The following is a 26,020-nucleotide window of genomic DNA, read 5'->3' on the forward strand; positions in this document are numbered from 1 at the left end:
CGTATGTTTAAAGCACATGTTCATCACGAAAAGGATAGCACGATGAGTCAAGCACTGAATGGTAAACGCGTTGCGATTCTGGCCGCGGACGGTTTTGAAGAGTCCGAGCTCAGCGTGCCGCGCGCGTCGCTGCAAAAAAATGGCGTCGAGGTTCACATCGTGACGCCCGATGGAAAGGGTATTCGTGCCTGGGCCGAAACCGAGTGGGGCGATACCTACGACGCCGACAAGGCGTTATCAGACGTATCCGAGTCCGACTACCATGCGCTAATGCTGCCGGGCGGTCTGTTCAACCCGGATGAGCTTCGCACCAACGACGATGCGCTGAGCTTCGTCAAGGCGTTCTTCCAGGCCGGTAAACCGGTCGGCGCAATCTGCCACGCGCCCTGGATTCTGATCAACGCAGGCGTGGTCGACGGTCGCAAGATGACCTCGGTACACAGCATCGCGCAGGATCTGAAAAACGCCGGCGTGAACTGGGTCGACGAAGCCGTGGTCTGCGACGAAGCGCTTGTCACCAGCCGTACGCCGAAAGACCTCGATGCTTTCTGCTCCAAGCTTCTTGAAGAAATTCAGGAAGGCAAGCACTCGGGTCAGCACGCCTGATGCCATGGTATAGCCCGTGGGCAAGCTTCGTTAAGCGGCTTGTCCACGTTGTCGCCAAGCCCATGAAGCGTGACAGCGGCCGCGGAGGGATGGTGGTGCATCCCTACCGCGGCTACGGGTCGCAAAAGGAAGTTTTCGTCATGGGCCGCGTCTTTCGACAGGCGGCACTCGGCCGCGCCATTCCCCGGCGCGGCATTTTACGTGATACCGCGGACGTGGCTCGACGCATCTTTCGCCGCGGCTTCAAGGAGGCGCAGGTCGAAATTCGTATCGGTGAAAACAAATTGTCGCTGATTACCGACCGTGACGGCTACTTCGACGCCCATATTCCCATCGAGCGCGATTTACCCATCGATGTGTCCTGGCATCGCGCCGATATTCTCGTGCGCGCCGACGGGCACCCGCCCATGCGTACCAACGCGGAGGTGTACGTGCCGCCGCCGGAGGCGGATCTGTTGGTGATCAGCGATATCGACGATACCGTCATGTTCACTGGCGTGGCGGAAAAGCTGAAAATGCTCTATCGGCTGTTCGTGCGCAAACCCCATCGTCGTACCGCGTTTCCAGGCGTCGCCTCGCTTTATCAGTCGCTTTACCGCGGCAAAAACGACAAGGCCGAGCGGCCCATCCTGTACGTTTCCCGCGGGCCCTGGGCGATTTACGAAATGCTCGAAACCTTTTTCCAGCTCAACCGCATTCCGGTCGGGCCGATTCTTTTTTTGCGTGAGTGGGGTATCTCCTGGCGCAAACCCTGGCCGCGCAAGGCCGAGGATCACAAGCGCGACTTGATCGACCGGATGCTGACACTCTACGACGACATGCCCTGTGTGCTGATCGGCGACAGCGGCCAGCACGACCCGGAGGTCTACACCGAGGTGGTCAAGGCTTATCCCGGGCGCATCAAGGCGGTCTATATTCGTCGGGTGGACAAGGACCCCAAGCGTCAGGAGGCCATTCAGCGTTTGCGCGACGAGCTCAAGGGCAGCGACTGCGACCTGATTCTCGCCGCCGATAGCGTGCTGATGGCCGAACACGCTTACGAGCAGGGCCGCATTTCTGCCCGCGGGCTCGAAGCGGTCAAGCGCGACGTGCGAGAGCATCGCCAGGAAGAGGCGCAAGAAGCGAGTCTCTAACCCTCATCAGTCACCCCGCCAGTGCACGCAAGGTGCGGTCGTGGTACAACGGTCAGTCATCCGGCGACTGCCCTGGACACTTGACCATGATCGTACTGCTGATCGCGCTGGCGCTGGCTATTTTTCTTCTGCCCAATCTCTGGGCGCAGTGGGTATTGAAGCGCCACACCAAAGGGCGTGACGACTACCCCGGCACCGGGGCCGAGCTGGCAAGTCACTTGCTGCGCCGCTTCGATTTGAAAAATGTCGGTGTGGAAGTGAGCGAGCAGGGCGACCACTACGATCCGATCGACCGCGTGGTGCGACTCTCGCCGGATCACTTCAACGGCCGCTCGCTCACCGCCGTAACGGTGGCCGCGCACGAAGTGGGACACGCTCTCCAGCACGCTGAAGGCTACGCGCCGCTGATTGCCCGAAGCCGCATGGTGGGCGTGGCGCAAAAAGCCGAGAAACTCGGCGCGCTTTTGATGATGGCCGCGCCGTTTCTGTTCCTTCTCACCCGCCTACCTGGCGGGCTGGCCGCGGTGATCGCCGTGGCGGTGATCAGCTTTGGTACCGCTGCGGTGGTTCATCTGGTCACGCTACCGGTGGAGTTCGATGCCAGCTTCAACCGGGCACTGCCGCTTTTAAAAGAGTACGTACCGCCTTCTGACATGACCGGCGCCCGCCACGTGCTCACTGCCTGCGCGTTCACCTACGTGGCGGCTTCGCTTGCCAGCATCCTAAATCTGGGCCGTTGGCTAATGATTCTGCGCCGCTGAGCGTTAACCCGGTTTGTTCGCTATCACCACCGCGCGGCGCGGCGCCGGGTAGCCTTCGATGGTGCGCGACCTGTCCTCGGGGTCGAGAAAATCCGCAAGCGACTGATAGGTCATCCACTCGGTGGAGCGCTGCTCATCGAGCGTCGTTGGGGCTTCATCGACCACGCGCACATTGGTGAACCCGCAGCGTTCCAGCCAGTGGCAAAGCGCTTTCGAGGAGGGCAGAAAATAGACGTTGGGCATTGCCGCGTAGCGCTCGCCGGGGACGAACACCGTCTGCTCGTCGCCTTCGACCACCAGCGTTTCCAGCACCAGCTCGCCGCCGGGTGCCAGCGCGGCTTTTAGCTGATTAAAGTGCTCGAAAGGCGAGGCGCGGTGATACAGCACGCCCATGGAAAACACGGTGTCGAAAAACCCCAGGTTCTCCGGCACGTCCTCGATGCCCACCGGTAGAAAGTGGGTGCGGTTGCCATCGGCGTCGCCAACGAAGTGGCGCACCGCCTGAAACTGCCAGTAAAACCGCGGTGACGGGTCGATCACCAGCACAAACGCCGCCCCCGCGCCGGCCATGCGCCAGGCGTGGTAGCCGCTGCCGCCGCCCACATCGAGTACCTTGCGATATTTCAAATCGGACAGGTGCGGCGCCACGCGCTGCCACTTCCAGTCCGAGCGCCACTCGGTATCGATCTCGATGCCGCTCAGGTTGAATGGACCCTTGCGCCAGGGCGCGAGTTTTTTGAGCAGGTTAAAACACTGGCGGCGCTGGCTCTCATCGAGTGCGACGTCCACGCGAACGGTGTCACTTTCAAGCTCGACCGTTCGTGACTGGGGCAGAGTCGGCAGCTTTCTCGCCGCTTTTTCCCAAGCGGAGAGGTCGCCGTGGCGTTTTTTATCCAGGCCCTGGTTGAGCTGCTCGGGCAGGCGCGCAAGCCAGGCAAGCAGGGCGTCGTTGTGTGCGGCCTGATCGAGAAACGCACGGTAGAGCGCCTGATGGTCGTCGGGTAGCTGGGTCGCCACGTTAGCTCTCCTTGAACGCGATCAAGGAGGCGAAGTTCAGGTACTGAAACCAGGTCATCGCGCGGGGAAAGCCGGCACCGCTCAGCCGCTCGTGCAGGCCGTCGAGGCTGTCGGGAATCAGCACGTTTTCGAGTGCGGTGCGCTTTTGACTGATTTCCAGATCCGAGTAGCCGTTGGCGCGCTTGAAGTCATGATAGCGCTCGACCCGCCAGGCGTTGTCGCGCTCGTCCGGGTCCACGGTTTTTTCGGACAGTATGAGCACGCCGCCGGGTTCGAGCGCCGAATAGAGGCGCGCCAGCAGCGCGTCGCGATCCCTGGGCGGCAGAAACTGCAGCGTGAAGTTCAGGATGATCATGCCTGAGCCTGTATACTCGAGGGTTCGAATATCCGCTTCAATCACCGACATGGCGTGCTCGGGGCATTCGGTAGTGAGTGTTTGGCGCGCTTGTTCCACCATCGCCGGCGATACGTCGACGCCGGTATAGCGAAACGCATCGGCGGGCAGGGCGCCGGCGAGCGCCAGGCCCGAGGCGCCCAGCGAGCAGCCCAGATCATATACGTGGGCGCCGTGACGCAGGTGGCGCTTTGCAATCACGCCCATCATTCCCAGAATCTGGCCGTACCCCGGCACTGACCGGCGAATCATGTCGGGAAAACAGGCCACTACCTGTTCGTCGAAAGAGAAGCGCGCCACGCGGTCAAGGGGTGTCGAAAAGATGGCGTCACGGTAAGATGCGGTACTCATGGGCAAGCCAGGATCAAAAGTGGAAGGGGCGTAGTTTACGCCCCCGCGCTTTGAGGCGACAGTCCTGGGCTTTCGGATACCCGCCAAAAAGAGGGAAACGGCTTTGGCACAACACGACACACCCGATACGCTGCCCGCCTGGCAAACGCTCCAGCAGCACGCGCAAACGCTGAAAACGATGCACCTGAAGGACCTTTTCGGCGACCCGGACCGCTTCGAGACGTTTAGCCACGAGGTGCACGGGCTCACGCTCGATCTCTCGAAACAGCGCTTTGACGACGATACGCTGGTGCACCTGCTGGCGTTGGCCGAGGAGGCGGGCGTACCCGGTGCCATCGAGGCGCTGTTGAGCGGCAAGCGGGTCAACATCAGCGAAAATCGCCCGGCGCTTCATACCGCGCTGCGCCTGCCGGTGGAGGCCACGCTCGACGTCGAGGGCGAAGACGTCGTGGCCTGTGTTCATGAAAGCCTGAATCAGATGGAGCGACTGGTAGAGCGTCTGCACGCCGGCCAGTGGCGCGGGGCAACCGGCAAGCCGATTCGCCACGTGGTGAACCTGGGCGTGGGCGGCTCGGATCTCGGCCCCTTGATGGTCACCCACGCGCTGGCGGATTACCGGCCCGCGGACATCCATCCGATGGACGTGCACTTCGCCTCCACCATGGACGGCTCGCAGCTGGCCGACTACCTGGCGCGCTTCAATCCGGAAACCACGCTGTTCATTCTGTCGTCGAAATCGTTCACCACCATCGATACGCTTTCCAACGCCAATACGGCGAAGGATTGGCTACTAGGGCGGCTCTCCGAGCACGATGATATGGCCGGTGCCAAACCGGTGAGCGCAAAGCTCATCGTTCGCCAGCACTTCATCGGCGTGTCGGCGAGCCCGGAGAAGATGTGCGAGTGGGGGATCGCCCCGGATCATCAGCTGATGTTCTGGGAGTGGGTGGGTGGGCGCTATTCCCTTTGGGGCACCATTGGCCTGCCGATCGCGCTGATCGTCGGCATGAAGCACTTTCGCGCGCTGCTGGCCGGGGCGCATGCGATGGACAACCACTTTCGCCAGGCGCCGCTCGAGCAGAACCTGCCGGTGCTGCTGGGTCTGGCCGGCATCTGGAACGTCAATTTTCTCGACATTCGCGCCCACTCGATTCTGCCCTACGACGGGCGCCTTGAGTACTTCGCCGCGTATCTCGAGCAGCTCGAAATGGAGTCCAACGGCAAGTCGGTCACCGGGCGGGGCGAGCGCGTGAACTACTCGACCTGCCCGGTGCTTTGGGGGCAGCTCGGACCTAACGCTCAGCACGCGTTTTATCAGCTTCTCCATCAGGGCACTCAGCCGGTGGTGTGCGACTTTATCGCCCCGCTCAAACGCTACGACGATGTCGAGGACCCGGACACCCAGCGCCATCTCAAGGCGCAGCACCGGCTGTCGCTGGCTAACTGCTTTGCCCAGTCGCGGGTGCTTATGCTTGGCGATGACGCCGTCGACGAAGAGGGCGCGCCGCCGGCACACAAGCGCTATCGCGGTAACCAGCCTTCGACCACGGTGCTGATGGACGAGCTCACTCCGCATACCCTCGGTGCGCTGATCGCGCTATACGAGCACAAGGTGTTCGTGCAGGCAGTGATCTGGGACATCAACCCGTTCGATCAGTGGGGGGTGGAGCTTGGCAAGGAGATCGCCAAGGAGACCCGCGCGCTGATGGAAGGCAAGGGGGACGTGAGCCGTCTGGACGCCTCGAGCCAGGGGTTGATTCGCGCGTTCTGGGCCGCCGAGCAGAGCGAACCCTGATCCATTTTATCGCGAACGTGGCCGGCGAGGTGTCGGTCACTCATGGCTGGATATACAGTAGTTTGCATTTGCGCTATCCTGTGCCTTTTTCGCCGCGCCGTTCACCCTTGCGCGGCCCAAGTACCGTTTTCCAGGAATTGATGCACCATGACCCAGTTTGACGGCTCCCAGTACGGCGCGAGTTCGATCGAGGTTCTCTCCGGACTCGAGCCGGTACGCAAGCGCCCCGGTATGTACACCGATACCTCGCGACCCAACCACCTGGCCCAGGAAGTCATCGACAATAGCGTCGACGAGGCGCTGGCGGGTCACGCCACGGCCATCGAAGTGGTGCTTTCAGGCGACGGCGCCATCGAGGTCAAGGATAACGGCCGCGGTATGCCCATCGACATCCACCCGGAGCACGGCGTCTCCGGGGTCGAGCTGATCCTCACCAAGCTCCACGCCGGCGGCAAATTCTCGGCGTCGAGCTACCGCTTTTCCGGCGGTTTGCACGGCGTTGGGGTGTCGGTGGTCAACGCGCTATCGCGCCGTTTGGAGGTCGAGGTCACCCGCGACGGCGCCCGCCACGCCATCGCTTTCGAACACGGCGAAAAGGCCGAAGAGCTTCATGAGATCGGCAAGGCCGCCAAGCGCGCTACCGGCACGCTCGTGCGCTTCTGGCCCGACGAGAGCTATTTCGATAGCCCCAAGCTCGCGCTTGGCCGCTTGAAACATCTTTTACGTGCCAAGGCGGTGCTCTGCCCGGGGCTTGCAGTGACGCTGGTCGAGCCCGACGGTACCAAAACCGAGTGGGCCTACGCCGACGGGCTGCGTGATTATCTTGCCCAGGCCACCGACGGCTATGACGTGCTGCCGTCCGAGCCCTTCGTCGGCCACTTCAGCGACGACGAACACGGCGTCGACTGGGCGATCCAGTGGCTGCCGGAAGGCGGCGAGGCGCTGCTGGAAAGCTACGTCAACCTGATTCCCACGCCCCAGGGTGGCACCCACGTCAACGGCTTTCGTTCCGGGCTGCTGGACGCGCTGCGCGAGTTCTGCGAGTACCGAAGCCTCTTGCCTCGCGGCATCAAGCTCACCGCCGACGATCTCTGGGAGCGCGCCTCGTTCGTGCTGTCAGTCAAGATGCTCGACCCGCAGTTCGCCGGGCAGACCAAGGAGCGGCTCTCCTCGCGCACCATCGCAGCCTTCGTCTCCAACGTGCTCAAGGACGCCTTCTCACTGTGGCTCAACCACCACGTCGACCAGGCCGAGCAGCTCGCGGAACTCGTCATCAGCGCGGCGCAAAGCCGCCAGAAAAAGGCCAAGAAGGTCGCGCGCAAGAAGGTCACCTCGGGCCCGGCGCTGCCCGGCAAGCTCGCCGACTGCTCCGGCCAGGACCCCTCTCAAAGCGAGCTGTTTCTGGTCGAGGGTGACTCCGCCGGCGGCAGCGCCAAACAGGCGCGCAACCGCGAAACCCAGGCGATCCTACCGCTGCGCGGCAAGATCCTGAACACCTGGGAGGTCGAAACCCACGACATCTACGGCTCCCAGGAGGTGCACGACATTGCGGTCGCGATCGGCGCCGACCCGGGCAGCGCCGATCTCGAGAAGCTGCGCTACCACAAGATCTGCATTCTCGCCGACGCCGACTCCGACGGCCTGCATATCGCCACGCTCCTGTGCGCGCTGTTCGTTCGGCACTTCCCGTCCCTGGTGGACGCCGGTCACGTCTTCGTTGCCATGCCGCCGCTTTACCGTATCGACTTGGGCAAGGAGGTACACTACGCCCTGGACGAGAGCGAAAAGGCGGCCATTCTCAAAAGCCTCGCCAAAAAGCGCGGCACCCCCAACGTTCAGCGCTTCAAGGGCCTGGGTGAAATGAGCCCCTTGCAGCTCAGGGAAACCACCATGGCGGTGGAGACGCGCCGGCTAGTGCAGCTCACTTTGAATGATGGCGACGGCACCATGGAAATGATGGACATGCTGCTGGCCAAGAAACGCGCCGGCGACCGCAAGAAGTGGCTGGAAGATTACGGCAACCTCGCAGACATTGAGGTATAACCCCCGATGACCATGGATATTCAGGTAGCGGAAGGCGACGTCGAGCGCCTCTCCCTTCGCGACTACACCGAAAAGGCGTACCTCGACTACTCGATGTACGTCATTCTTGACCGCGCGCTGCCCAACATCGGCGACGGCATGAAGCCCGTGCAGCGGCGCATCATCTATGCCATGCGCGAGCTATCTCTCAACGCCAATGCCAAGTACAAGAAGTCCGCGCGCACCGTCGGCGACGTACTGGGCAAGTTCCACCCCCACGGCGACAGCGCCTGTTACGAAGCCATGGTGCTCATGGCGCAGTCGTTCAGCTACCGCTACCCGCTGGTGGACGGCCAGGGTAACTGGGGTAGCCCCGATGACCCCAAATCCTTCGCCGCGATGCGCTACACCGAGGCGAAGCTTTCGAAATTCGCCGACGTGCTGCTGTCAGAGCTTGGCCAGGGCACCGTCGAGTGGGCGCCGAACTTCGATGGCACCATGCAAGAGCCGGTGGTGCTCCCGGCGCGCCTGCCCCACGTGCTGTTAAATGGCGGCACCGGCATCGCCGTGGGCATGGCCACCGACATTCCGCCGCATAACGTTAGTGAAGTGGTCGAGGCGACTTGCCATCTGCTGCGCAATCCGAAAGCGACTACGACGGATTTGATGGAATTCATCCCCGCGCCGGATTTTCCCACCGACGCCGAGATCATCACCCCGGCGGCGGATTTGCGAAAGCTTTATGAGGCCGGCCGGGGCTCGGTGAAGCTGCGCGCCCGTTATGTGCGTGAAGAGGCCAATATCGTCATCACCGCGGTGCCGTATCAGGTCAGCGGCGCCAAGGTGCTCGAGCAGATTGCCGCCCAGATGCAGGCCAAAAAACTGCCCATGGTGGCGGATCTGCGCGATGAGTCGACCCACGAGGAACCCACGCGCCTGGTGATCGAGCCGCGCTCGAGCCGGGTCGACGTCGAATCCTTGATGGCGCACCTGTTCGCCACCACGGATCTCGAGAAGAACGTGCGGGTGAACATGAACGTGATCGGCTTGGATGGCCGCCCGCGGGTGATGCCGCTGCCGGACATGCTTGGCGAGTGGCTGACCTTTCGCCGCGCCACCGTGAGACGGCGCCTCGAGCACCGTCTGGGCAAGGTGGAAGAGCGCCTGCATATTCTCGAAGGGCTTTTGACCGCGTATCTGAACCTGGACGAAGTGATTCGTATCATCCGCGAGGAGGACGAGCCCAAGGCCGCGCTGATCGAGGCGTTCGCGCTTTCTGAGCGCCAGGCCGAGGCGATTCTGGAGCTTCGCCTGCGCCACCTGGCCAAGCTCGAGGAGATGAAGATTCGCGGCGAGCAGGACGCGCTTGAAAAAGAGCGCAAGACGCTCACCGGCGTGCTGGGTAGCGACGCCAGAATGACCACGCTGATCGAAAAGGAGATTCGCGCCGCTGGCAAGGAGCACGGCGACGCCCGCCGATCAACGCTGGTCGAGCGAGCCGAGGCGAAAGCGCTCTCGGAGGTGGAGCTTTTGGGCGCTGACCCGATCACCGTGGTGGTGTCCGAGAAGGGCTGGATTCGCGCCGCCAAGGGCCACGACATCGACCCCGCCGGGCTCTCGTTCAAGGCCGGCGACCGCTACCAGCTGGCAAGCCGCGGTAAGACCAACCAGCCGCTGGTGCTGCTCGACGATACCGGGCGCGCCTATACGCTATCCGCCCACAACCTGCCAAGCGCTCGCGGTCAGGGCGAGCCGATCACCGGGCGCGCCAACGTCGCCGCCGGCGCGCAAATGGCCGGCATGATGCTCGCCCCGCCGAGCCAGCGCTACGTGCTCGCAAGCGACGGCGGCTATGGCTTCGTGGCAACGCTTGGTGATCTCACCGGCAAGAACAAGGCCGGTAAGGCGGTGCTCAGCCTGCCCAAGGGCTGCGCCGTCATGCCGCCGGTCGCGGTGCCGGAAGGCGAGGCGCTGTGGGTGGCGCTGGTGTCCAATGAAGGGCGGCTGCTGCTGTTCCCGCTGGAGCAGCTGCCACAGATGAGCAAGGGCAAGGGCAATAAGCTCCTTGATATTCCCGGCGCCCGCGCCGCGCGGCGCGAAGAGTTCGTGCGCGATATGGTGGTGCTTGCCGAGTCCGCCGAGCTCGTCATCCACGCCGGCAAGCGCAAGCTCACCCTGAAGAGCGCCGATCTGGCATACTACCGCGGCGAACGCGGGCGCCGGGGCAGCAAGCTCCCGCGCGGTTTTCAGAAAGTGGATCGGCTAGAGGCTGGAGAGTAGCCACATGGCACGTAGCGAAAAACGCCTGACCGTACTGGCGCCGGTACTGACACCGGCCATCGAATCGGAAGTGGCCGCACTGATGGGGCGCTTCGACCTTACCGAGCAGCGCGCCACCCGCCTGGCAAGCCGCGGCGAGGGCGCGGCGCTGGACGCCATCGAATACGTGGTGAGCGCCCCGGTTGCGCAGGACGACCCGCAGTGGCAGGCGCTTCGTCACGCCGCGCTCGAGGTCAGCGAAGCGCACCCGGTGGATATCGTTTTGATGGAGGCCGGCGAGCGCGCGTTCGAGCTCGTCTGCTTCGATATGGATTCGACCCTGATCAAGGCCGAGGTGATCGATGAGCTGGCCAAGCGCCACGGCGTGGGTGAGCTGGTCGCCGAGGTCACCGAGCGCGCCATGCGCGGCGAGCTCGACTTCAAGGCGAGCTTTCGCGAGCGCATGGCCAAGCTCGAGGGGCTGTCCGAAACCGTGCTCGAAAGCATCGCGTTGGAGCTTCCGCTCATGGACGGCGCCGAGCGGCTGATGAAGAACTTGAAGCGCCTGGGCTATCGTACCGCGATTCTCTCCGGCGGCTTTACGTACTTCGCCCGTCATCTGCAAACGCGCTTGGGCTTTGACGAGATTCACGCCAACGAGCTGGTGATCCGCGATGGCCTGGTTACGGGCGAGACGAGCGAGCCGATCGTCGATGCCGAACGCAAAGCGCTGCTTCTGGAGGAGATCGCCCACCGCGAAGGGCTATCGCTTGCCCACACCGTGGCGGTAGGGGATGGCGCCAACGACCTGAAGATGCTCGCCAAAGCCGGCATGGGCGTGGCCTATCATGCCAAACCGTTGGTGCGCGCGAAGGCGCAGCTGGCGGTGTCGACTGTGGGTCTCGACGGGCTTTTATACCTTCTGGGCCACGCGGAAGACGCGCTTTCGCGCTAAAACGTGGATCGACTCATGAAAAAAGCGGCGCCTAGAGCGCCGCTTTTTCGTATCTGTCGTTTTCGTACCTGTCTTTTCCGTAACGGTGAAAGGGAAAGGCTCTAGCCGTGGCCCTTGTCCGGGTGCGGTACCGGCTTTTTGCCCACTTCCTCGTCGCGCAGCTCGAAAGGCACGCCGCCGGTCTTTTTGGCGTGCTTCAAGCGCAGGTGCAGGCCGGTCTTGGCCAGCAGGTGGGCGCTGACCGGCGCGGTGATGAACAGGAACAGCGTAATCAGCATCTCCTGAATGTCGATGTGGCCATCCACGCTCCAGAAGTAGCCCATCGAGGCGACCAGCATACACCCGATACCCAGCGTCGAGGCCTTGGTCGGCCCGTGCAGGCGCATGTAGAAGTCTCGCAGGTGCGCCATGCCAAGCGAGCCAATGAACACGAACACGCCGCCGGTCACCAGCATGAGCGACACCAGCGCTTCGATTAGAAAGGCCATGGCCGCGCTCCTTGTAACGTCGAAAGAAGACTCATTCGATGATATCCCCCCGCAGAATGTATTTGCACACCGCGACGGTGCTGATGAAGCCGAGCATGGCGATCAATAGCGCCGACTCGAAGTAGGTCTTGCCGCCGAGCCACAGCCCGAGTAGCACGATCAGCGCGATGGAGTTGACGTACATGGTGTCCAGCGCCAGCACGCGATCCGGCAAATCCGGCCCTATCACCAAACGGTACAGGTTCAAAATCAGGGCGATCACCACCAGCGTCGAGGTGATGTACAAGGCCACGCTCAGCATTCGTAAATCTCCTTGAGAGGGCGCTCGTAGCGCTCGCGAATCTGCTCGATCAGCGCCTGCTCGTCCTCCACGTCCAGCACATGGATCAACAGCGACTTGCCGTCCAGGCGCAGGTTGGCGGACACCGTGCCCGGCGTCAGGCTGATGGTGCTGGCCAGCACCGTGATGGTGAAGCGCTCCTCCAGCATCAAGGGGTACTCGATGAAGTGCGGGTTGAGCCGCTTCCACGGGTTGATCAGAAGCTTGGCCACCTCGAAGTTGGCGATCACGATGTCCTTGAGTACGCGCAGGATAAAGCGCGCCAGAAGCCGCGGCTTCTTGATCTGCATGTGGCCATCCCAGAAGCGGTAGGTCACCAGAGGTATGAGGATGGCCAGCGTACCTCCGAGCAGTATCTGCCCCGGGGCGTAGCTGCGCGCCATCAACAGCCACACGATCAGCAGTAGAAGTGACAGAACCGGCGTGGGCAGCCATTTACGCGGGGTAATCATAGTTGGCCTCGCGACGGTGAAAGAAGCGTTTCGGTCAAGCGCTCGGGGTTGGCGAGCTGCTCGGCGGTGGCCTGGGTATAGACGCTGACCGGGTGGGCGAACACCACCAGCAGGGGGGCGGCGCTCAAAAGCCAGATCACACCGAACCACTGCAGCGCCGGAAGCCTGGTGCCGGAAGGGTTACCGTGGGCGCTGCGCCAGAAAAGCGTCGAGCCCGCCCGGGAAAGCGCGATCATCGACGCAAGACTTGCAAGCAAAAGCGTTGGCCAGAGCCACAGCCTCTGGGTGCTGTCGGCGGCGGCCAGCACCAGCGCCTTGCCGATCGCCCCGGAAAGCGGTGGCACGCCGACCACGGCAATCGCGCCGATAAAGAACAGAAGCGCCAGTGCCTTGCCCTGTACCAGCGGGCGCGCCTTGACCAGCCGCGTGCCTGCCTTGCCGCGCTGCACGCCGATCATCTCGGCGAGCAAAAAGAGCCCGCCGGTGATCAGGGTGGTGTGAACCAGATAATAGAGCAGCGCCGAGGCGGACACCTCGCTTCGCATGCCGGCGCTCACCAGTAATGTGCCCACCGACAAAAGCACCAGATAGGCGATGAGCATACGCAGATCGCGCGACGACAGAATGCCCACGGCGGAGGCGGCCAGTGTGGCCAAACCCAGCCACCACACCCAGGCCTGTTCGAGGGCGGCCAGAGGGCCGGCGGCGTCGCCAAAGATCAACAGATAAACGCGCAGGATGGCGTAGATGCCCACCTTGGTCATGATCGCAAAAAGCGCCGCCACCGGCGCAGGCGCTGCGGCGTAGGCCCGCGGCAGCCAGAAATAGAGCGGCAGGATCGCGGATTTGAGCCCGAACACCACCAGCAGAATCAGCCCTCCGGCGGTCACCAGCCCCTGACGGTCGGCGGGAAGCTCGGCCACGCGAAGCGCCATGTCCGCCATGTTCAGGGTGCCCAACGCGCCGTAGAGAATGCCCGCGGCGATCAAAAACAGCGACGAGCCGGCCAGGTTCATCACCACGTAGTAGACGCCGGACTGAATGCGTGCCTTGCCGCCGCCGTGAAGCAGCAGGGCGTAGGAGGCGAGCAGCAGCACCTCGAAGAAAACGAACAGGTTGAACAAATCGCCGGTCAAAAAGGCGCCGTTGATCCCTAACAGCTGCCACTGAAAAAGCCCGTGAAAGTTGCTGCCCTTTTCGTCGTCGCCGGCGCAGGCGAACACCACCGCGCCCAGGGCAAGCACGGAAGTGAGCAGCAGCATCAGCGCGGAGAGGCGGTCCAGCACCAGCACGATGCCGAACGGCGGCTGCCAGTCGCCCAGCGCGTAATAGAGAATCTCGCCGCTTGACGCGCGCCCGACCAGCGCCATGGACACCGCCAAAAGCATGAGCGTAGCCACGACGCTGACCGCACGCTTGAAACGGACCAAGCCTTCACGGCGGTAGAGCAGCAGAATACCAGCGACCAGCGGTACCACGATGGGAAAAACTACAAGGTGTTGCATCATTCGCGGTCTTCCTTCTTGCCGTCGACCTGGTCGTTACCCAGCTCGCTTCGCGCGCGCATGGCGAGAATCACCACGAAGGCCGTCATGGCGAAGCCGATGACGATGGCGGTCAGCACCAGCGCCTGGGGCAGCGGGTCGGCGTAGACCCCTTCACCGTGCACCAGCGCTGCGCCGTCGGTGGTGAGCCCGCCCATCGAAAACAGAAACAGATTCACTGCATAAGAGAGTAACGTTAGCCCCACTACTACCGGGAAGGTGCGCCCCCTGAGTGTGAGATAGAGACCGCAGGCGCTGAGCACGCCGGTGGTCACAGCGTAAAGCGTTTCCATGTCAGAGGCTCTCCTTGTTCGTGCCGGCGTCGTCGGATTTGGTCGCGTTCACCACCGGGCGGTGGGCGGTCGTGACCTTACCCAGGTTCGCGAGAATCATCAGCGTGGCGCCGACCACGGCCAGATACACCCCGAGATCGAACAACAGCGCCGTGGCCAGCTCGAACTTGCCCACCACCGGCAGGCTAAAGTAGCCAAACGCCGAGGTCAGGAAGGGATGGCCGAAGAGCCAGCTGCCAAGCCCGGTCAGCGTGGCCACGGCCACACCTACGACGGCTATCGGCTGGAAAGGGAAGTCCAGTCGGCTTTGGGCCCACTCCACGCCACGGGCCATATAAAGAAGAATCAGGGCCACCGCGGTGATCAGCCCGGCAATGAAGCCGCCGCCGGGTTCGTTGTGCCCGCGCAGGAAGATGAACGCCGACACCAGCAGCGCCAGCGGCAAAAGCGCCAGCGAGATCGAGGTGAGAATCGCCGGGTAACGGTCCGGCGACCAGATCCGGCCTTCACTGTCGCTGTGAGGGATGAACAGCCGTAGCCGGTTCAGAAGCTTGAAGATGGCAAGCCCGGCCAGCGCCAGCACGGTAATCTCGCCCAGCGTATCGAAGCCGCGGAAGTCGACCAGAATGACGTTGACCACGTTATGGCCACCACCGCCGGGCACGCTGTTGTCCATGAAAAACTGCGAAATCGAAAACGATTCGCGGGTCATGACGGCGTAGTTGAGACTCGCCACCACGCCGCCGAGCCCGCCGGCCAGTACGATATCGCGCAAGTTACGCTTGGCGCTCGACTCCGGCGGGGTCTTTTGCGGCAGGAAAAACAGCGCCAGCATCAGCAGAATCATCGTGACGACCTCGACCGAAAGCTGAGTCAGGGCCAGATCCGGCGCCGAGAAGCGCGCGAAGGTCAGCGCCACGAAAAGCCCCACCACCGACAGCATTAAAAGCGAGATCAGACGGTAGCGGTGGGTGATGGCCGTGGCCAAGCCCCCGAAGATCAGCATGACCGCGCCCAGCACCACGATGCCATCCACCGGCTGATTGCCAAGCTCCCCGGTCAGCTCGGTCATTTGGGCAAGGCCGATGGCGCCCATGACAAACGTCGCCAGCAGCAGCCAGCCCATGTAGCGCTGCAGCGACTGGCCATCCCAGACGGCGATCAGCTGCTCGCAGCGCTGACCCAGACTCACCAGCGCGCGTTCGAACACGCGGGTGGCATCGACCGGCGCGAAGGACTCCTTGAAGCGGCGCAGGTGCGCGTGCTGCCAGTAAAGCGCGCCGCCGATGACGAAGGCGACCACGCTCATCAGTAGTGGCAGATTGAAGCCGTGCCAGATCGAAAGATAGAAATCGAACGGCTCCTGCAGTACTGCCTGGCTTGCAAGCGATAAAAGGCCCGTTGCCATGAACGCGGGAAGAATGCCGATCAGCAAGCACAGCCCCACCAGAATCTCCACCGGAAGACGCATCATCCGCGGTGGCTCGTGGGGCGCCTTGGGCGACGGCTGGCGAGGCTCTTTGACGCACACCGCGATGACCAGACGCACGGAGTAGCCGACCGACAGGATGCTGGCGATGGTCGCCAGCACCGGTATCAGCCAGCTCAACCCGCCCAGCAGCGATGATTCGAGCGTTTCGGTGAGAAACATCTCCTTGGAGAGAAAGCCGTTGAACAGCGGCACCCCGGCCATGGATGCGGCGGCCAGTGTCAGCAGAAGGGCGGTGATCGGCATGCTCTTTCTGAGCCGGCCGAGCATTTTGAGTTCGCGAGTGCCCGCTTCGTGATCGATGATGCCGGAAATCATGAACAGCGCCGCCTTGAAGGTGGCGTGGTTGAGAATATGGAAAAGCGCTGCCAGCACCGCCATGGGGGTGCCTATGCCCAACAGAACCGTGATCAGCCCCAGGTGACTCACGGTCGAAAACGCGAGAATGCCCTTGAGGTCGGTCTTCAAGAACGCGAACCAGGCGCCGTAAAGCAGCGTGATCATGCCAACGATGGGCACCACGAGCTGCCAAAGCGCGCTATCGGAAAGTGCCGGATGCAGGCGCGCCATCAAAAAAATGCCCGCCTTGACCATGGTCGCCGAGTGCAGATACGCGGACACCGGCGTGGGGGCGGCCATGGCGTTGGGTAGCCAGAACTGAAACGGAAACTGGGCGGATTTCGTGAACGCGCCCAACAGCACCAACGTGAGCATGACCGGGTAGCGTGCATCCTCGACGATCAGCGCTCCGCTTGCCAGCACCTGGTCCATGTCGAAGCTGCCGACGATATCGCCTAACAGCAAAACCCCCGCCAATAGCGCAAGGCCGCCGGCGCCGGTCACGGTCAGCGCCATGCGCGCGCCCTTGCGCGCGTCGTTCTGGTGCGACCAAAAGCCGATCAGCAGAAACGACGAAAGGCTCGTCAGTTCCCAGAAAAGCCACAGCAAGAGCAGGTTGTTGGACAGCGATATACCGACCATGGAAGCCATGAACAGCATCAAAAAGCTGTAAAAACGCCCCACCGGCTCCTCTTCGGAGAGATAGAAGTGGGCGTAAAGCAGAATCAAAAGCCCGATGCCGAGAATCAAGAGGTTGAACAGCAGCGACAGGCCGTCCAGGCGAAAGGCCAGCGCAAGGCCAAGCTCAGGTAGCCAGTCGGCGAAAAACCGAAGCGACTCCCCCGCGTTGAGCGAAGGAATCTGCCAGAGCGTCAGGCCCAGGGCGATCGCGGGCGCGACCATGGTGGCGAGCGAACACGTCAAGCGGGAGCGCCGTCCCGCCATGAGAGGCACCAACACTCCCAAAAGCGGAAGTAAAGCAATCCAGAGCAATGTCATCGGGGCATCCAGCACAGGTGTAATCGTGGCGAGCGCCTTTAGCGCTTTCGAACGAATTCGGGCTTTAAAGCCAGCTCAGCGTAAACAAACCGAAAGAGGATACCACTAACGGGAAGGCTTGCGGCTTTGGTCTGAGACGCACACTTAAAATGACCGCCTACGTTGGTGTCAATTTCGTCCATTCAACCGCGGCGGGGACAAGAGCGCTTTAAAGCGTGCCGATGACTCTGAATCTGTAGTCGCTTTCGTCGACCTCGAGTACTTCGACGGAGTAGCCGCCGCAGCCGTGGGCACGGTCGACGGGGAAAAGCCCGGTGGGAATCGCCACGACATCGCCCATGCTTATACGGTCGTTGACGAGAACTTCGAGATCCTTGCGAGGTATTCGTTGCGTGGTATCGATCACGTCGCGGTGCCTGGTCATGGGGCTTTCCTTAGCCAAAGCATGATGTTAGATGAACGGATGAGCATCATTTAAACGATCGAGGCGGATTATAGTAATCGAACGCCCATTCGCCAACGCGTTTTTTACGCCATTCGTTTGCACATTTTCTTGCATTCTGTACATGGCTGGTATAACTTTAAGTCGTTCGCGGCAGGACGCCGCTTCTGGATACGGATATCGCGTTCACGGATGAATGCATGATGCCATGATGGCAGCCCGTCGCCCCCGCAAGGGGGCTTTTTTTTGCCCGCTTCAAGGCCATTTCAGCGGCTACTGAACGCCGCCGCCTGCACGCCTTACGCTCCTGTTTCTTCTCTGCCCCATTCTGGCGCTTTTTCGTTGCGTTTTTGCGACACGAAAAGCCGTAACTTCCAACGTCGGATCAATATCGTCTGCTCTATCGAACGCGTATTTTAGGGTAGAATGCCAGCGCTCGCGCCCGGCGCGTGCTCTTTCTTCCCTGGCTTAAAGGCGTATAGGTTTAGATGAGTGCTTCCCTGAGTACCTGGCAGGCGCGCTTCGAGAAGCTGCGCAGTAACAAGGTCTTCGAAACCTTCGTGATCTCGATCATCGTGCTGTCGGCACTGGTGATCGGTGCGCGCACCTACGACGAGGTGAGCCGATTCGAGCGGTGGCTGGGCTATCTGGACGTAGCGGTCACGCTGTTCTTTCTGGTCGAGGTGCTGATTCGCATGGCCGCCGAGCCGCGCTTGCGCGACTTCTTCAAAAAGGGCTGGAACGTCTTCGACTTTTTGATCGTCACGGCAAGTTTGATCCCGATGGATGAGTCGGAGATGGTGCTGCTGGCCAGGCTTCTGCGCATTTTCCGCGTGCTGCGACTGGTGTCGATGATTCCCGAGCTTCAAATGCTGCTCTCGGCGCTGGTGAAGTCGATTCCACGAATGGGCTACGTCGCGCTTTTGATGTTCATCATCTTCTACATCTACGCCGCGATCGGAAGCTTTCTGTTTCATACGGTGGACGAGCAGCTTTGGGGCAACATTGCGCTGGCCATGCTCACGCTTTTCCAGGTCGCCACCTTCGAGAGCTGGGCGACGGCCGTGCTGTATCCCACCATGGAGCAGTTTCCCTACGCCTGGATCTACTTTCTGACGTTCATCTTCCTCAACGCCTTCGTATTTCTGAACATGATGATCGGCATCGTGCTGGATGTGATGCAAAAGGAGAGCGCCCAGATGGCGCTGGATAACGGCGAGGGCGAAGAGGCGGAGATATCGATGCTACGCGGCGACGTCAAAAAACTTCAGGCGCAGCTCGACCGTATGGAGGCGGCGATGACTGGCCAGCGCGACGGCTCGAATGCCGACCGGCCGGTGTCCGGGCAGTAACGCCGTTCATTTTGCGTCACCGATGCGCCGCGCCTCGGCACCCGCCGAGGCGCGGCTTTTTACTCGGTAAAAAACGCGTAGGTGAGCTTGCCACGAGGGGAGAGCAGCTTGTCGAGCGCCGGCTGGTCGAAGGCGTCGAGCCGGCCCATCTGCTCGGCGGTCAGGGGGCCGCTGGCCGTCTCGGCGATAACCGTGTCTGCAGGGGCGTTCACCATCAGGCGCGCCGCGTGCTCCACCGCCTCGGCGTAGCCATCAAGGCTCTCCAGATCAAAATTCGCCAGCGCCATGCGCTCTTCGAGCCACTGCCCCCAGTAGAATTCGAGAAACGGCGGCGGCGTCTCCGGCTTGTCGTAACCCACACCGCGAGTGAAATAGACCAGCGACCGGTAAGCGTCGTCGACCTGATGCGCGCGACCGAGCCGTTTGGGCAGCTCATCGACGGTAATAGGGCCAGAGGGGCTTTCGAGCCATACCTGGCGCTCGGCCTGCAGGGTGTTCCAGAACGTCTGCCTATCCGCAAGGTCGCTGTAGTCGTCGGTGATCAGCACTGGCATGCGAAAGGCATCGCCCTGCAAGGTAATGAAGTTGCTGAACGTGTGGTGGCCATCGGTCAGGTAGAACTCGCCGCCTGGGGCGATCACGGCCGTCTTCATGTCTTCGGGGTGGCTGCCTGGCGCGTCGACGCAGTCGAAGCTCGCGAGATCTTCAAGCGTTGAGGCGTCGTCGAAGCGCGCGATTTCGCTCTGGCCGGCGGTTTCGCAGTACTCGTCGAAGAGTTTTTCCCGGTCCTGGGCGAAGCGGCCCTGCTTGTAATCCATCTGGCGGTAGCCAAGCGCCGGCTGGGTAGGGCGCAGCTCGCCCAGGGTGACTGTTTCGATACGCACGGCCTCATTTTGTGCAAGGGCCGAGGCGGCTATCGGGGCAAGAGCGACGAGGGCCAGAAGTGGCAGCGTTGTCTTCATTTTTTCTCCACGTGAAAGGCGATGCGCGCCCATTGTGGTGATCGAAGATGACACTGCGTTGACGGTCAGCCGTTTTATCCTGTTTTGGCTGGTTTTTTTGGCGTTCTTATAAAAAAAGGGCGACCCGCAGGCCGCCCTTTGATGAATGCCGGCGTTACTCCGGCAGCGCGTAAACCACGACCTGGTCGCCCACGTGATCCTTCAGGATGGTGTTACCGCCGGCCACGAAGGCCACGTACTGGCGGCCCTCATACTCGTAGACCGCCGGGTTGGCGACCACGGGGGCCTGCGCCTGGTCGGACCAGAGCTGCTCGCCGGTCTCGAGCGAGTAGGCACGCACCTTGGCATCCATGGAGGCACCGATGAAGATCAGGCCACCGGCGGTGACCGCCGGGCCGCCAATGGTCGGCGAGCCCCAGCTTTCGGGCATGAAGAAGCCGAACTGCTGAGAGGCGCCGACCGGGCCGCGCCATTTCACCTCACCGGTGGTCATGTCGATGGCCACCAGTTCGCCGAAGGGCGGCTCCCAGCAGGGCATGCCCAGCCAGTTGCGCGCTACTTCAAGACGCATACCGTAGGGTGCGCCCTGTTGAGGCGCGAAGCCGCTCTCGTTACCCGAGCCGCTGTCGGCTTCTTCATACGCCTCGCGATCGAAGAGCTTGACGTACTGCACGATGTGCGAGGTGTTGACCACCGCTGTCTGGCTTGCCGGGTCGAAGGCCACGCCGCCCCACTGAACGCCGCCGGCGCTGTCCGGGTAGGCAAGCGTGCCTTCGCCCTCGGTGGTCGGTGGGGTATACATGCCCTCGTACCAGAGATCGTCCCAGAGCGCGGAGCACTGTCCGAAACTCACCGCGTCCGCCAGCGCCCAGATGTCGGGCTTCTCGGACTGATCGAGCAGTGGGGCGGGCAGCGTCGGGAAGGGCTGGGTAGGCGCGTAGACTTCGCCTTCCACGTTGCCATCGCCGCGGGGCACCTCGCGCTCCTCGATCGGCCAGACGTCCTCGCCGGTTTCGCGGTTGACCACGAACAGAAAGCCCATCTTGGTGGCCTGCACCAGCGCGGGAATCTCTTCGCCGTCGACGGTGATGTCCATCAGCGTGGGGGCAGAGTTGATGTCGTAGTCCCAGATGTCGTGGTGCACCCACTGGCGCGACCAGACCACTTCGCCGGTGTCGATATCGAGCGCGGTGGTCGAGGTGGCAAGCGGCACTTCCTCGGTGCGGTTGCCGCCCCAGAAGTTGGGCGAAGGCGAGGCCACGGGCAGATACACGAGCCCCAGCTCCTCGTCGGCGCTCATGTGCGTCCAGACATTGGTGGTGCCACTTCGCTCGCGCATTTCATCAGAAAGTGCCTCAAACGTCCATTCGCGCTCGCCGGTGCGCGCGTTGATGCCAAACACCGTGCCCGCAGGCGCCACGCTCTCGGCCCAATCCTTGCCCGCCCAGCCGAGAATCAGCCGGTCACCCACCACCGTGGGTGGCTGCAGTAGCGACAGCGGCCAGTTTTCCGGCATGTTGTTCCAGCTGTTGACGTTCAATACGCCGCCGTCGGCGAAATCCTCGCACAGCTCGCCGGTATCGGCATCGAGGGCGAAGAGCTGAGCATCCATGGTGCCAAAATAAACGATCTTCTGGCAGGCCTCGCCTTCGGCCGGGTCGTCGGCCTCCCAGTAGGCCACGCCGCGGCTTTTCAGCGCCGGCTGGGTCAGCGCCTCTTGAGACGACTGGGTGTCGAACTGCCAGCGCTCTTCGCCGGTGGCCGGGTCCAGGGCAAAGACGCGATACATGGGCGTGCCGATGTAAACCGTGTCGTTGGCGAACACCGGCGTGGCGGACCAGACCGAGGGCGCGGTATCGCCGGAGCCGTCCGAGACGTCGCCGGTATGAAACTCCCAGGCCTTTTCGAGATCACCCACGTTTTCGACGTTGATCTGGTCCAGCGGGCTGTATTTCTGGGCGTTTAGCTGGCCGTGAAAGCCATCCCACACCGCACCTTCTGGTACCAGAGGAATCGGAGAGGCGGCAGCTTCACTGGCCTGTGCTTCACCGTCGGCGGGCGGCGACGGCTGGGCGAACAGCGGGAGTGGCAGCAAAAGGGTGGCAAGGCCGAGCCGGGGCAGGCTTTTCGATAACGCGTCGGTCGGGCGCAAACGATGACTATTCGTGGTCGACATAAAGCGGCTCACCGGCGGTCAGAAGTGGAAGATGACGATCGAGAAAACGTGTCGATCAAAAGCCCCAGAAGGCCCAGAATCAGCACCGCGCAGAGCCACCACTGATGTAGCAGCAGCGCGGCGAACCCGGTGCCTAAAAGCCCGATCAGCGCCAGCACGCGAAGCGCGATGGCACCGGCTCCCCGGCGCCACTTGAAAAGTAAAAGCGCGGCCACGGCAAGTGCAATACAGCCAAAAAGCGCTGTCAGCGCCCCCAGCGTTCCGGTCACGCCGGTCAGCGGCGTCAGGTAGGCGTACAGGGCAAGGCCCGCGCCCACCAGGCTTGCCACCAGTAAAATTCTAACGCCCGGGCGGCGTTTCGATGCGTCATCCATCGCGCGTGCAACTCCTGAATTGATCAATGGGTAGGCCCATGAGGCTGCCTTAGCTTAGCAAAGGTCTGGTCGAGTGTTCGGAAAAAATCAGCGGCCGCGTTGCGCCATGGCAAGCGCGCGGCGTCGATAGCCGTTCGGGGAGGCGCCGAATTCGCGCTTGAATGCCGTGGCGAAGTTGGTGGCGCTGCTGTAGCCGGCAAGGGTCGCGGCCGCTTCCACATCCGCGGCACCGCGCTCCAGCGCCTCGCGGGCAAGCGTCAGATGGTGGCGGCGCAGAAACTGCCCCAGTGCCTCGCCGTGGGCTTGATAAAAGCGCCGCTGCAGAGTGCTCAGGCTCATGCCAAGGCGTTTGGCCAGGGCTTTTTGATCGAGCCCGCGCGCCTCGCCCCGGTCGATGAGGGCCATGAGGGGGTCGAGCCGGCGCTGACGCGGCGCGGGGGCCTCGACAGGCGCAAGCGAAAGCGCCTCACCGGCCAGAAGCCGGGCAAACCCGCCAAGCATCAAACGCGTCGCCGGCGTCATGGCATCGAACCGTTGGGCGAAGAGCGCATCGCCCAGCGCCAGAAGCCCCGGTGAGGGCGTCCAGCGGCGAAGCTCGCAGGTGACCGACGACGACGCGTAGCCGTGGCGGGAAAGCCAGTGAGGTGAGAGCGACAGTGTCAAGGTGCGCTCGCGCGCGCCCACACGCCCGGACCGCGTGAAGGCGGTTTTATCCGGCAACGCGACGATGAGCGCGCGCTGGGGCTCATCAGGCCCAAGGCGTGCATCGCACTCGCCGTAGCGCACCTGGGCGCCCCCCTCCATGACCAGCGCGATCTTCACGCCCGCCGGTAGCAGCGCCTGGCTCTTGAGACCGAAGCGGTCCTCGACATCCGCCAGGCGCAGCTTCATGCCTGGCTCAAGCTCGCTGATCCACAGGCGCCCGAGTAGCGGCGGCGCGCGCTGGTCCCAGCTGGGCGCTTCGAAGCGCGGGCGTTTGACGAGCTGCACCGAGTGTTCGTGCAGCTCGGTGGTGCTGATTTGTCCTTTATCGCCTTCGCTATCCACGTCCCTGGTCCTGTTGGTAAGCCCGCTTACCGGGTTGGCTGTTTCTGCATGGCACCGTTTACGCGTAGCAACGTTTATGCATAGCAACGTTTTCGCATAGCAATGTGACGCGCCTGCAAAGGTTAAAGGCGTTGCGAGCTGCCATAATCCGCTGCCTCGAATTTTATTGCAACGTATTCTCATTCGCAAAGAAAGCGCCGGTTGCGTGACCAATTTCAAGGGATCAAGAGAGAGCTGACATGACGTTCGATAGAGCGCGTATTTATCAAGGTGTGGCCGCCGCGGGCAGCGCTGCGCTGCTGCTGGGATGGGCACCGAATGCACTGGCCCAGGCGAGCGCCGAAGCCACACGGCTTGAGACCGTCACGGTTCAGGGCAATCACCTTTACCAGATGCTGCCCTCGGAAGTGACCGGCGGTTATAGCGTCGATGCCGCCACGGTAGGCACCAAAACGCCGGCATCGCTGCGCGACATTCCGCAGTCGGTCAGCGTCGTCACCCGTGAGGCGATCGAGGATCAGAACTTCACCACCCTCGATGAGCTTGGCCGGCGCACGCCAGGGCTTCGCGTGCTCTCCAACGACAACGGCCGCTCTTCGATCTATGCCCGCGGCTTCGAGTATGACGAGTACAACATCGATGGGCTGCCCGCGCCGATGACCAGCATTACAGGGTCGGTGCCAACGCTTGCGGCGTTTGACCGGGTCGAGATCATGCGCGGGCCGTCCGGGCTTTTCAACAGCACCAGCGAGATGGGCGGGATCGTCAACCTGGTGCGCAAGCGGCCCACCCATGACCCGCAAGGGCGTATCAGCGTCGGCGCCGGCACCGACCAGCAGCGCGCCGCCCAGGTGGACGTCTCCGGCCCCATCGACGGCGATGACGGCCGCGTGCGCGGGCGGCTGGTGATCGATCGGACCCACCACGGCGAGTTCGTCGACCGCAACACCAATCGCCAGAACGATATCTACGCGGCGATCGATGTCGACCTGGATGACGCGACCACTTTCGGGCTTGGCTACATTCACAACAGCAAGGACATCCGCGTCAACAACGGCCACCCGGTCGGGCCCAGCGGCGAACTGCTCTACGGCTCGCGTTCGGATTTCTATGGCGCAAACTGGAATGATTTCGACAGCTATGCCAACGACTGGATCGCCGAGCTGACCCACCGCTTCGACGGCGGCGGCTTCGGGCGCTTCGCGGCGCGCTACTCCGATCGTAACGCCGGCTATAACTACGCCTTCGGCGGCAGCGCCCTGGACCAGAACGAGCGCCTGACGGTCGCCGGCATCGGCAGTCGTATCGACCAGCAGGCGGTCGCGCTGGACGCCAGCTACAGCCAACCCTTCGCCGCTTTCGATAGCGTCAGCGAGTTCGTGCTCGGCGCCGACTACAAGCGCTTCGATACCGATACCGAATCCGGGCGTTCGCGTAGCCTGACCGGCAGCCGCGTGACCCGAGGCGAGCTCAACGAGATAAGCTACGTCGACGTGCTGGGCGCCGCGCGTGCCACCGGCAGAGGCTACGCCCATACCGATACCCGGCTGGAGGAGAGCGGCCTCTACGGCAAGCTGACGCTGCGCCCGGTGGACCCGCTCGCGCTGATCGCCGGCACCCGAGTGAGCCACTACGCCGTCGATTTCGAAGACCTGGCCGCCGACAATGACCAGGATCGCAGCGGCACCGAAGCCACGCCCTACGCCGGGGTGGTGTTCGACGTCGACGCCAATCACTCGCTCTACGCCAGCTACTCCCAGGTGTTCAAGCCGCAGACCGCCGAGGGCCCGGACGGCAACCTGATCGAGCCGCGCGAAGGCGATCAGTACGAAGTCGGCGTAAAGGGTAGCTACCTGGGCGGCGATCTCAACGCCCGACTCAGCGCCTTCCGGCTGTATGACGACAACCGCGCAGGCACCCCGCCAGATACCGGCGCAAGCTACGCAGTGCCGATCGGCAAGATGCGCATCCAGGGCGCCGAGTTCGAAGTCACCGGCAGCGTCACCGACCAGTGGGATGTGATCGCCGGCTACACCTATCTCGACACCGAGGTGCAGCAAAGCGGTGATGACCGCGAGGACGCCATCTTTCTGCTGATGCCGCAAAACGTCGTCAACCTCTGGACCCAGTACGATTTTGCCGGCGAGACGCTTGGCGGACTGCGCGTGGGCGCCGGCATGACGGCGATGAGCGACTTCAACTCGAGCAGCGGCGTCGAGGCGCCGGGCTACGCCGTGTTCGACGCGATGATTGGCTACGATTTCAACGACAACGTCAGCGGCCAGCTGAACTTCAACAATATCTTCGATCGCGAGTACTACAACCGGGTCGGCGGCGTGAACACCTTCAACATGCCGGGCGCGCCCGCCAACGTCATGGCGACCCTGAGCTACGACTTCTAACGCCCGCCCGTCAAGGCGGCTCGCTCCC

22 protein-coding genes are annotated in these 26,020 nt (G+C 62.6%); 9 read left to right on the forward strand and 13 right to left on the reverse strand.

Annotation, left to right across the window (positions count from 1 at the left end):
* The first annotated feature begins 42 nt into the window (after positions 1-42).
* The 3 genes from RN347_RS06645 (at position 43) to RN347_RS06655 (ending at position 2,500) form a co-directional block, all read left to right on the forward strand.
* Entirely contained in the window at positions 43-606 is a 564-nt protein-coding gene (locus RN347_RS06645; protein WP_263584401.1) for a type 1 glutamine amidotransferase domain-containing protein, read from the forward strand.
* A gap of 62 nt (positions 607-668) precedes the next feature.
* Positions 669-1,739: a phosphatase domain-containing protein gene (locus RN347_RS06650; RefSeq protein ID WP_311960627.1), complete on the forward strand. Its 1,071-nt coding sequence runs from the start codon at positions 669-671 to the stop codon at positions 1,737-1,739.
* Between the two features lie 86 nt (positions 1,740-1,825).
* The gene (locus RN347_RS06655) at positions 1,826-2,500 is read left to right on the forward strand and encodes a zinc metallopeptidase (protein ID WP_311960628.1); all 675 of its coding nucleotides are present in this window, start codon (positions 1,826-1,828) and stop codon (positions 2,498-2,500) included.
* Positions 2,501-2,503: 3 nt separating this feature from the next.
* Here the strand turns inward: RN347_RS06655 and cmoB are convergent, their stop codons facing one another.
* Positions 2,504-3,517: a tRNA 5-methoxyuridine(34)/uridine 5-oxyacetic acid(34) synthase CmoB gene (gene cmoB / locus RN347_RS06660; protein ID WP_311960629.1), complete on the reverse strand. Its 1,014-nt coding sequence runs from the start codon at positions 3,515-3,517 to the stop codon at positions 2,504-2,506.
* A gap of 1 nt (position 3,518) precedes the next feature.
* Positions 3,519-4,262 (reverse strand): carboxy-S-adenosyl-L-methionine synthase CmoA, encoded by a 744-nt coding sequence (gene cmoA / locus RN347_RS06665; RefSeq protein WP_311960630.1) that lies wholly within the window; start codon positions 4,260-4,262, stop codon positions 3,519-3,521.
* A 103-nt stretch (positions 4,263-4,365) separates the two neighbouring features.
* Between cmoA and pgi the strand changes: the two genes are divergently transcribed.
* The 4 genes from pgi to serB all read left to right on the forward strand — a co-directional run bounded on the left by pgi (position 4,366) and on the right by serB (position 11,293).
* Positions 4,366-6,057, forward strand: coding sequence for a glucose-6-phosphate isomerase (pgi, locus tag RN347_RS06670; protein WP_311960631.1), 1,692 nt, complete (start codon positions 4,366-4,368; stop codon positions 6,055-6,057).
* Positions 6,058-6,204: 147 nt separating this feature from the next.
* Positions 6,205-8,100 carry a DNA topoisomerase IV subunit B gene (parE, locus tag RN347_RS06675; RefSeq protein ID WP_311960632.1) on the forward strand — a complete coding sequence of 632 codons (1,896 nt, stop codon included), beginning with the start codon at positions 6,205-6,207 and terminating at the stop codon, positions 8,098-8,100.
* A gap of 6 nt (positions 8,101-8,106) precedes the next feature.
* A complete protein-coding gene (gene parC / locus RN347_RS06680; RefSeq protein ID WP_311960633.1) occupies positions 8,107-10,359 on the forward strand; it encodes a DNA topoisomerase IV subunit A in 2,253 nt (750 codons plus the stop codon).
* Positions 10,360-10,363: 4 nt separating this feature from the next.
* Positions 10,364-11,293, forward strand: coding sequence for a phosphoserine phosphatase SerB (serB, locus tag RN347_RS06685; protein WP_311960634.1), 930 nt, complete (start codon positions 10,364-10,366; stop codon positions 11,291-11,293).
* Between the two features lie 101 nt (positions 11,294-11,394).
* Here the strand turns inward: serB and RN347_RS06690 are convergent, their stop codons facing one another.
* The 7 genes from RN347_RS06690 to RN347_RS06720 all read right to left on the reverse strand — a co-directional run bounded on the left by RN347_RS06690 (position 11,395) and on the right by RN347_RS06720 (position 17,661).
* Positions 11,395-11,781, reverse strand: a complete 387-nt coding sequence (locus RN347_RS06690) for a Na+/H+ antiporter subunit G (protein ID WP_263584391.1) — start codon at positions 11,779-11,781, stop codon at positions 11,395-11,397.
* A gap of 31 nt (positions 11,782-11,812) precedes the next feature.
* Positions 11,813-12,082 (reverse strand): K+/H+ antiporter subunit F, encoded by a 270-nt coding sequence (locus RN347_RS06695; RefSeq protein ID WP_263584390.1) that lies wholly within the window; start codon positions 12,080-12,082, stop codon positions 11,813-11,815.
* Positions 12,076-12,573, reverse strand: a complete 498-nt coding sequence (locus RN347_RS06700; protein ID WP_311960635.1) for a Na+/H+ antiporter subunit E — start codon at positions 12,571-12,573, stop codon at positions 12,076-12,078. Before RN347_RS06700 ends, RN347_RS06695 begins: the two co-directional genes overlap by 7 nt.
* Positions 12,570-14,081, reverse strand: coding sequence for a monovalent cation/H+ antiporter subunit D (locus RN347_RS06705; RefSeq protein ID WP_311960636.1), 1,512 nt, complete (start codon positions 14,079-14,081; stop codon positions 12,570-12,572). The genes RN347_RS06700 and RN347_RS06705 overlap by 4 nt, the downstream gene beginning before the upstream one ends.
* Positions 14,078-14,410, reverse strand: coding sequence for a Na+/H+ antiporter subunit C (locus tag RN347_RS06710; protein WP_263584387.1), 333 nt, complete (start codon positions 14,408-14,410; stop codon positions 14,078-14,080). Before RN347_RS06710 ends, RN347_RS06705 begins: the two co-directional genes overlap by 4 nt.
* Before the next feature lies 1 nt (position 14,411).
* On the reverse strand, positions 14,412-17,237 hold the full coding sequence (locus RN347_RS06715) for a monovalent cation/H+ antiporter subunit A (RefSeq protein ID WP_311960637.1): 2,826 nt from the start codon (positions 17,235-17,237) through the stop codon (positions 14,412-14,414).
* 208 nt (positions 17,238-17,445) lie between these two features.
* Complete coding sequence (locus RN347_RS06720) at positions 17,446-17,661, reverse strand: hypothetical protein (protein ID WP_311960638.1); 216 nt, start codon at positions 17,659-17,661, stop codon at positions 17,446-17,448.
* Between the two features lie 506 nt (positions 17,662-18,167).
* On the opposite strand from RN347_RS06720, the gene RN347_RS06725 reads away from it, so the two are divergent.
* Positions 18,168-19,031 (forward strand): ion transporter, encoded by an 864-nt coding sequence (locus RN347_RS06725; RefSeq protein ID WP_263584384.1) that lies wholly within the window; start codon positions 18,168-18,170, stop codon positions 19,029-19,031.
* 59 nt (positions 19,032-19,090) lie between these two features.
* Here the strand turns inward: RN347_RS06725 and RN347_RS06730 are convergent, their stop codons facing one another.
* The 4 genes from RN347_RS06730 to RN347_RS06745 all read right to left on the reverse strand — a co-directional run bounded on the left by RN347_RS06730 (position 19,091) and on the right by RN347_RS06745 (position 23,590).
* Positions 19,091-19,993: a ParB/Srx family N-terminal domain-containing protein gene (locus RN347_RS06730; RefSeq protein WP_311960639.1), complete on the reverse strand. Its 903-nt coding sequence runs from the start codon at positions 19,991-19,993 to the stop codon at positions 19,091-19,093.
* A gap of 154 nt (positions 19,994-20,147) precedes the next feature.
* Positions 20,148-22,169: a pyrroloquinoline quinone-dependent dehydrogenase gene (locus RN347_RS06735; protein ID WP_311960640.1), complete on the reverse strand. Its 2,022-nt coding sequence runs from the start codon at positions 22,167-22,169 to the stop codon at positions 20,148-20,150.
* 8 nt (positions 22,170-22,177) lie between these two features.
* Positions 22,178-22,543, reverse strand: a complete 366-nt coding sequence (locus tag RN347_RS06740; protein WP_311960641.1) for a hypothetical protein — start codon at positions 22,541-22,543, stop codon at positions 22,178-22,180.
* 87 nt (positions 22,544-22,630) lie between these two features.
* Positions 22,631-23,590 carry an AraC family transcriptional regulator gene (locus tag RN347_RS06745; protein ID WP_311960642.1) on the reverse strand — a complete coding sequence of 320 codons (960 nt, stop codon included), beginning with the start codon at positions 23,588-23,590 and terminating at the stop codon, positions 22,631-22,633.
* A 239-nt stretch (positions 23,591-23,829) separates the two neighbouring features.
* On the opposite strand from RN347_RS06745, the gene RN347_RS06750 reads away from it, so the two are divergent.
* The gene (locus RN347_RS06750) at positions 23,830-25,992 is read left to right on the forward strand and encodes a TonB-dependent siderophore receptor (protein ID WP_311960643.1); all 2,163 of its coding nucleotides are present in this window, start codon (positions 23,830-23,832) and stop codon (positions 25,990-25,992) included.
* The last annotated feature ends 28 nt before the right edge of the window (positions 25,993-26,020 follow it).

Source organism: Halomonas sp. PAMB 3264 (assembly GCF_031954245.1).
Lineage (GTDB): Bacteria > Pseudomonadota > Gammaproteobacteria > Pseudomonadales > Halomonadaceae > Vreelandella.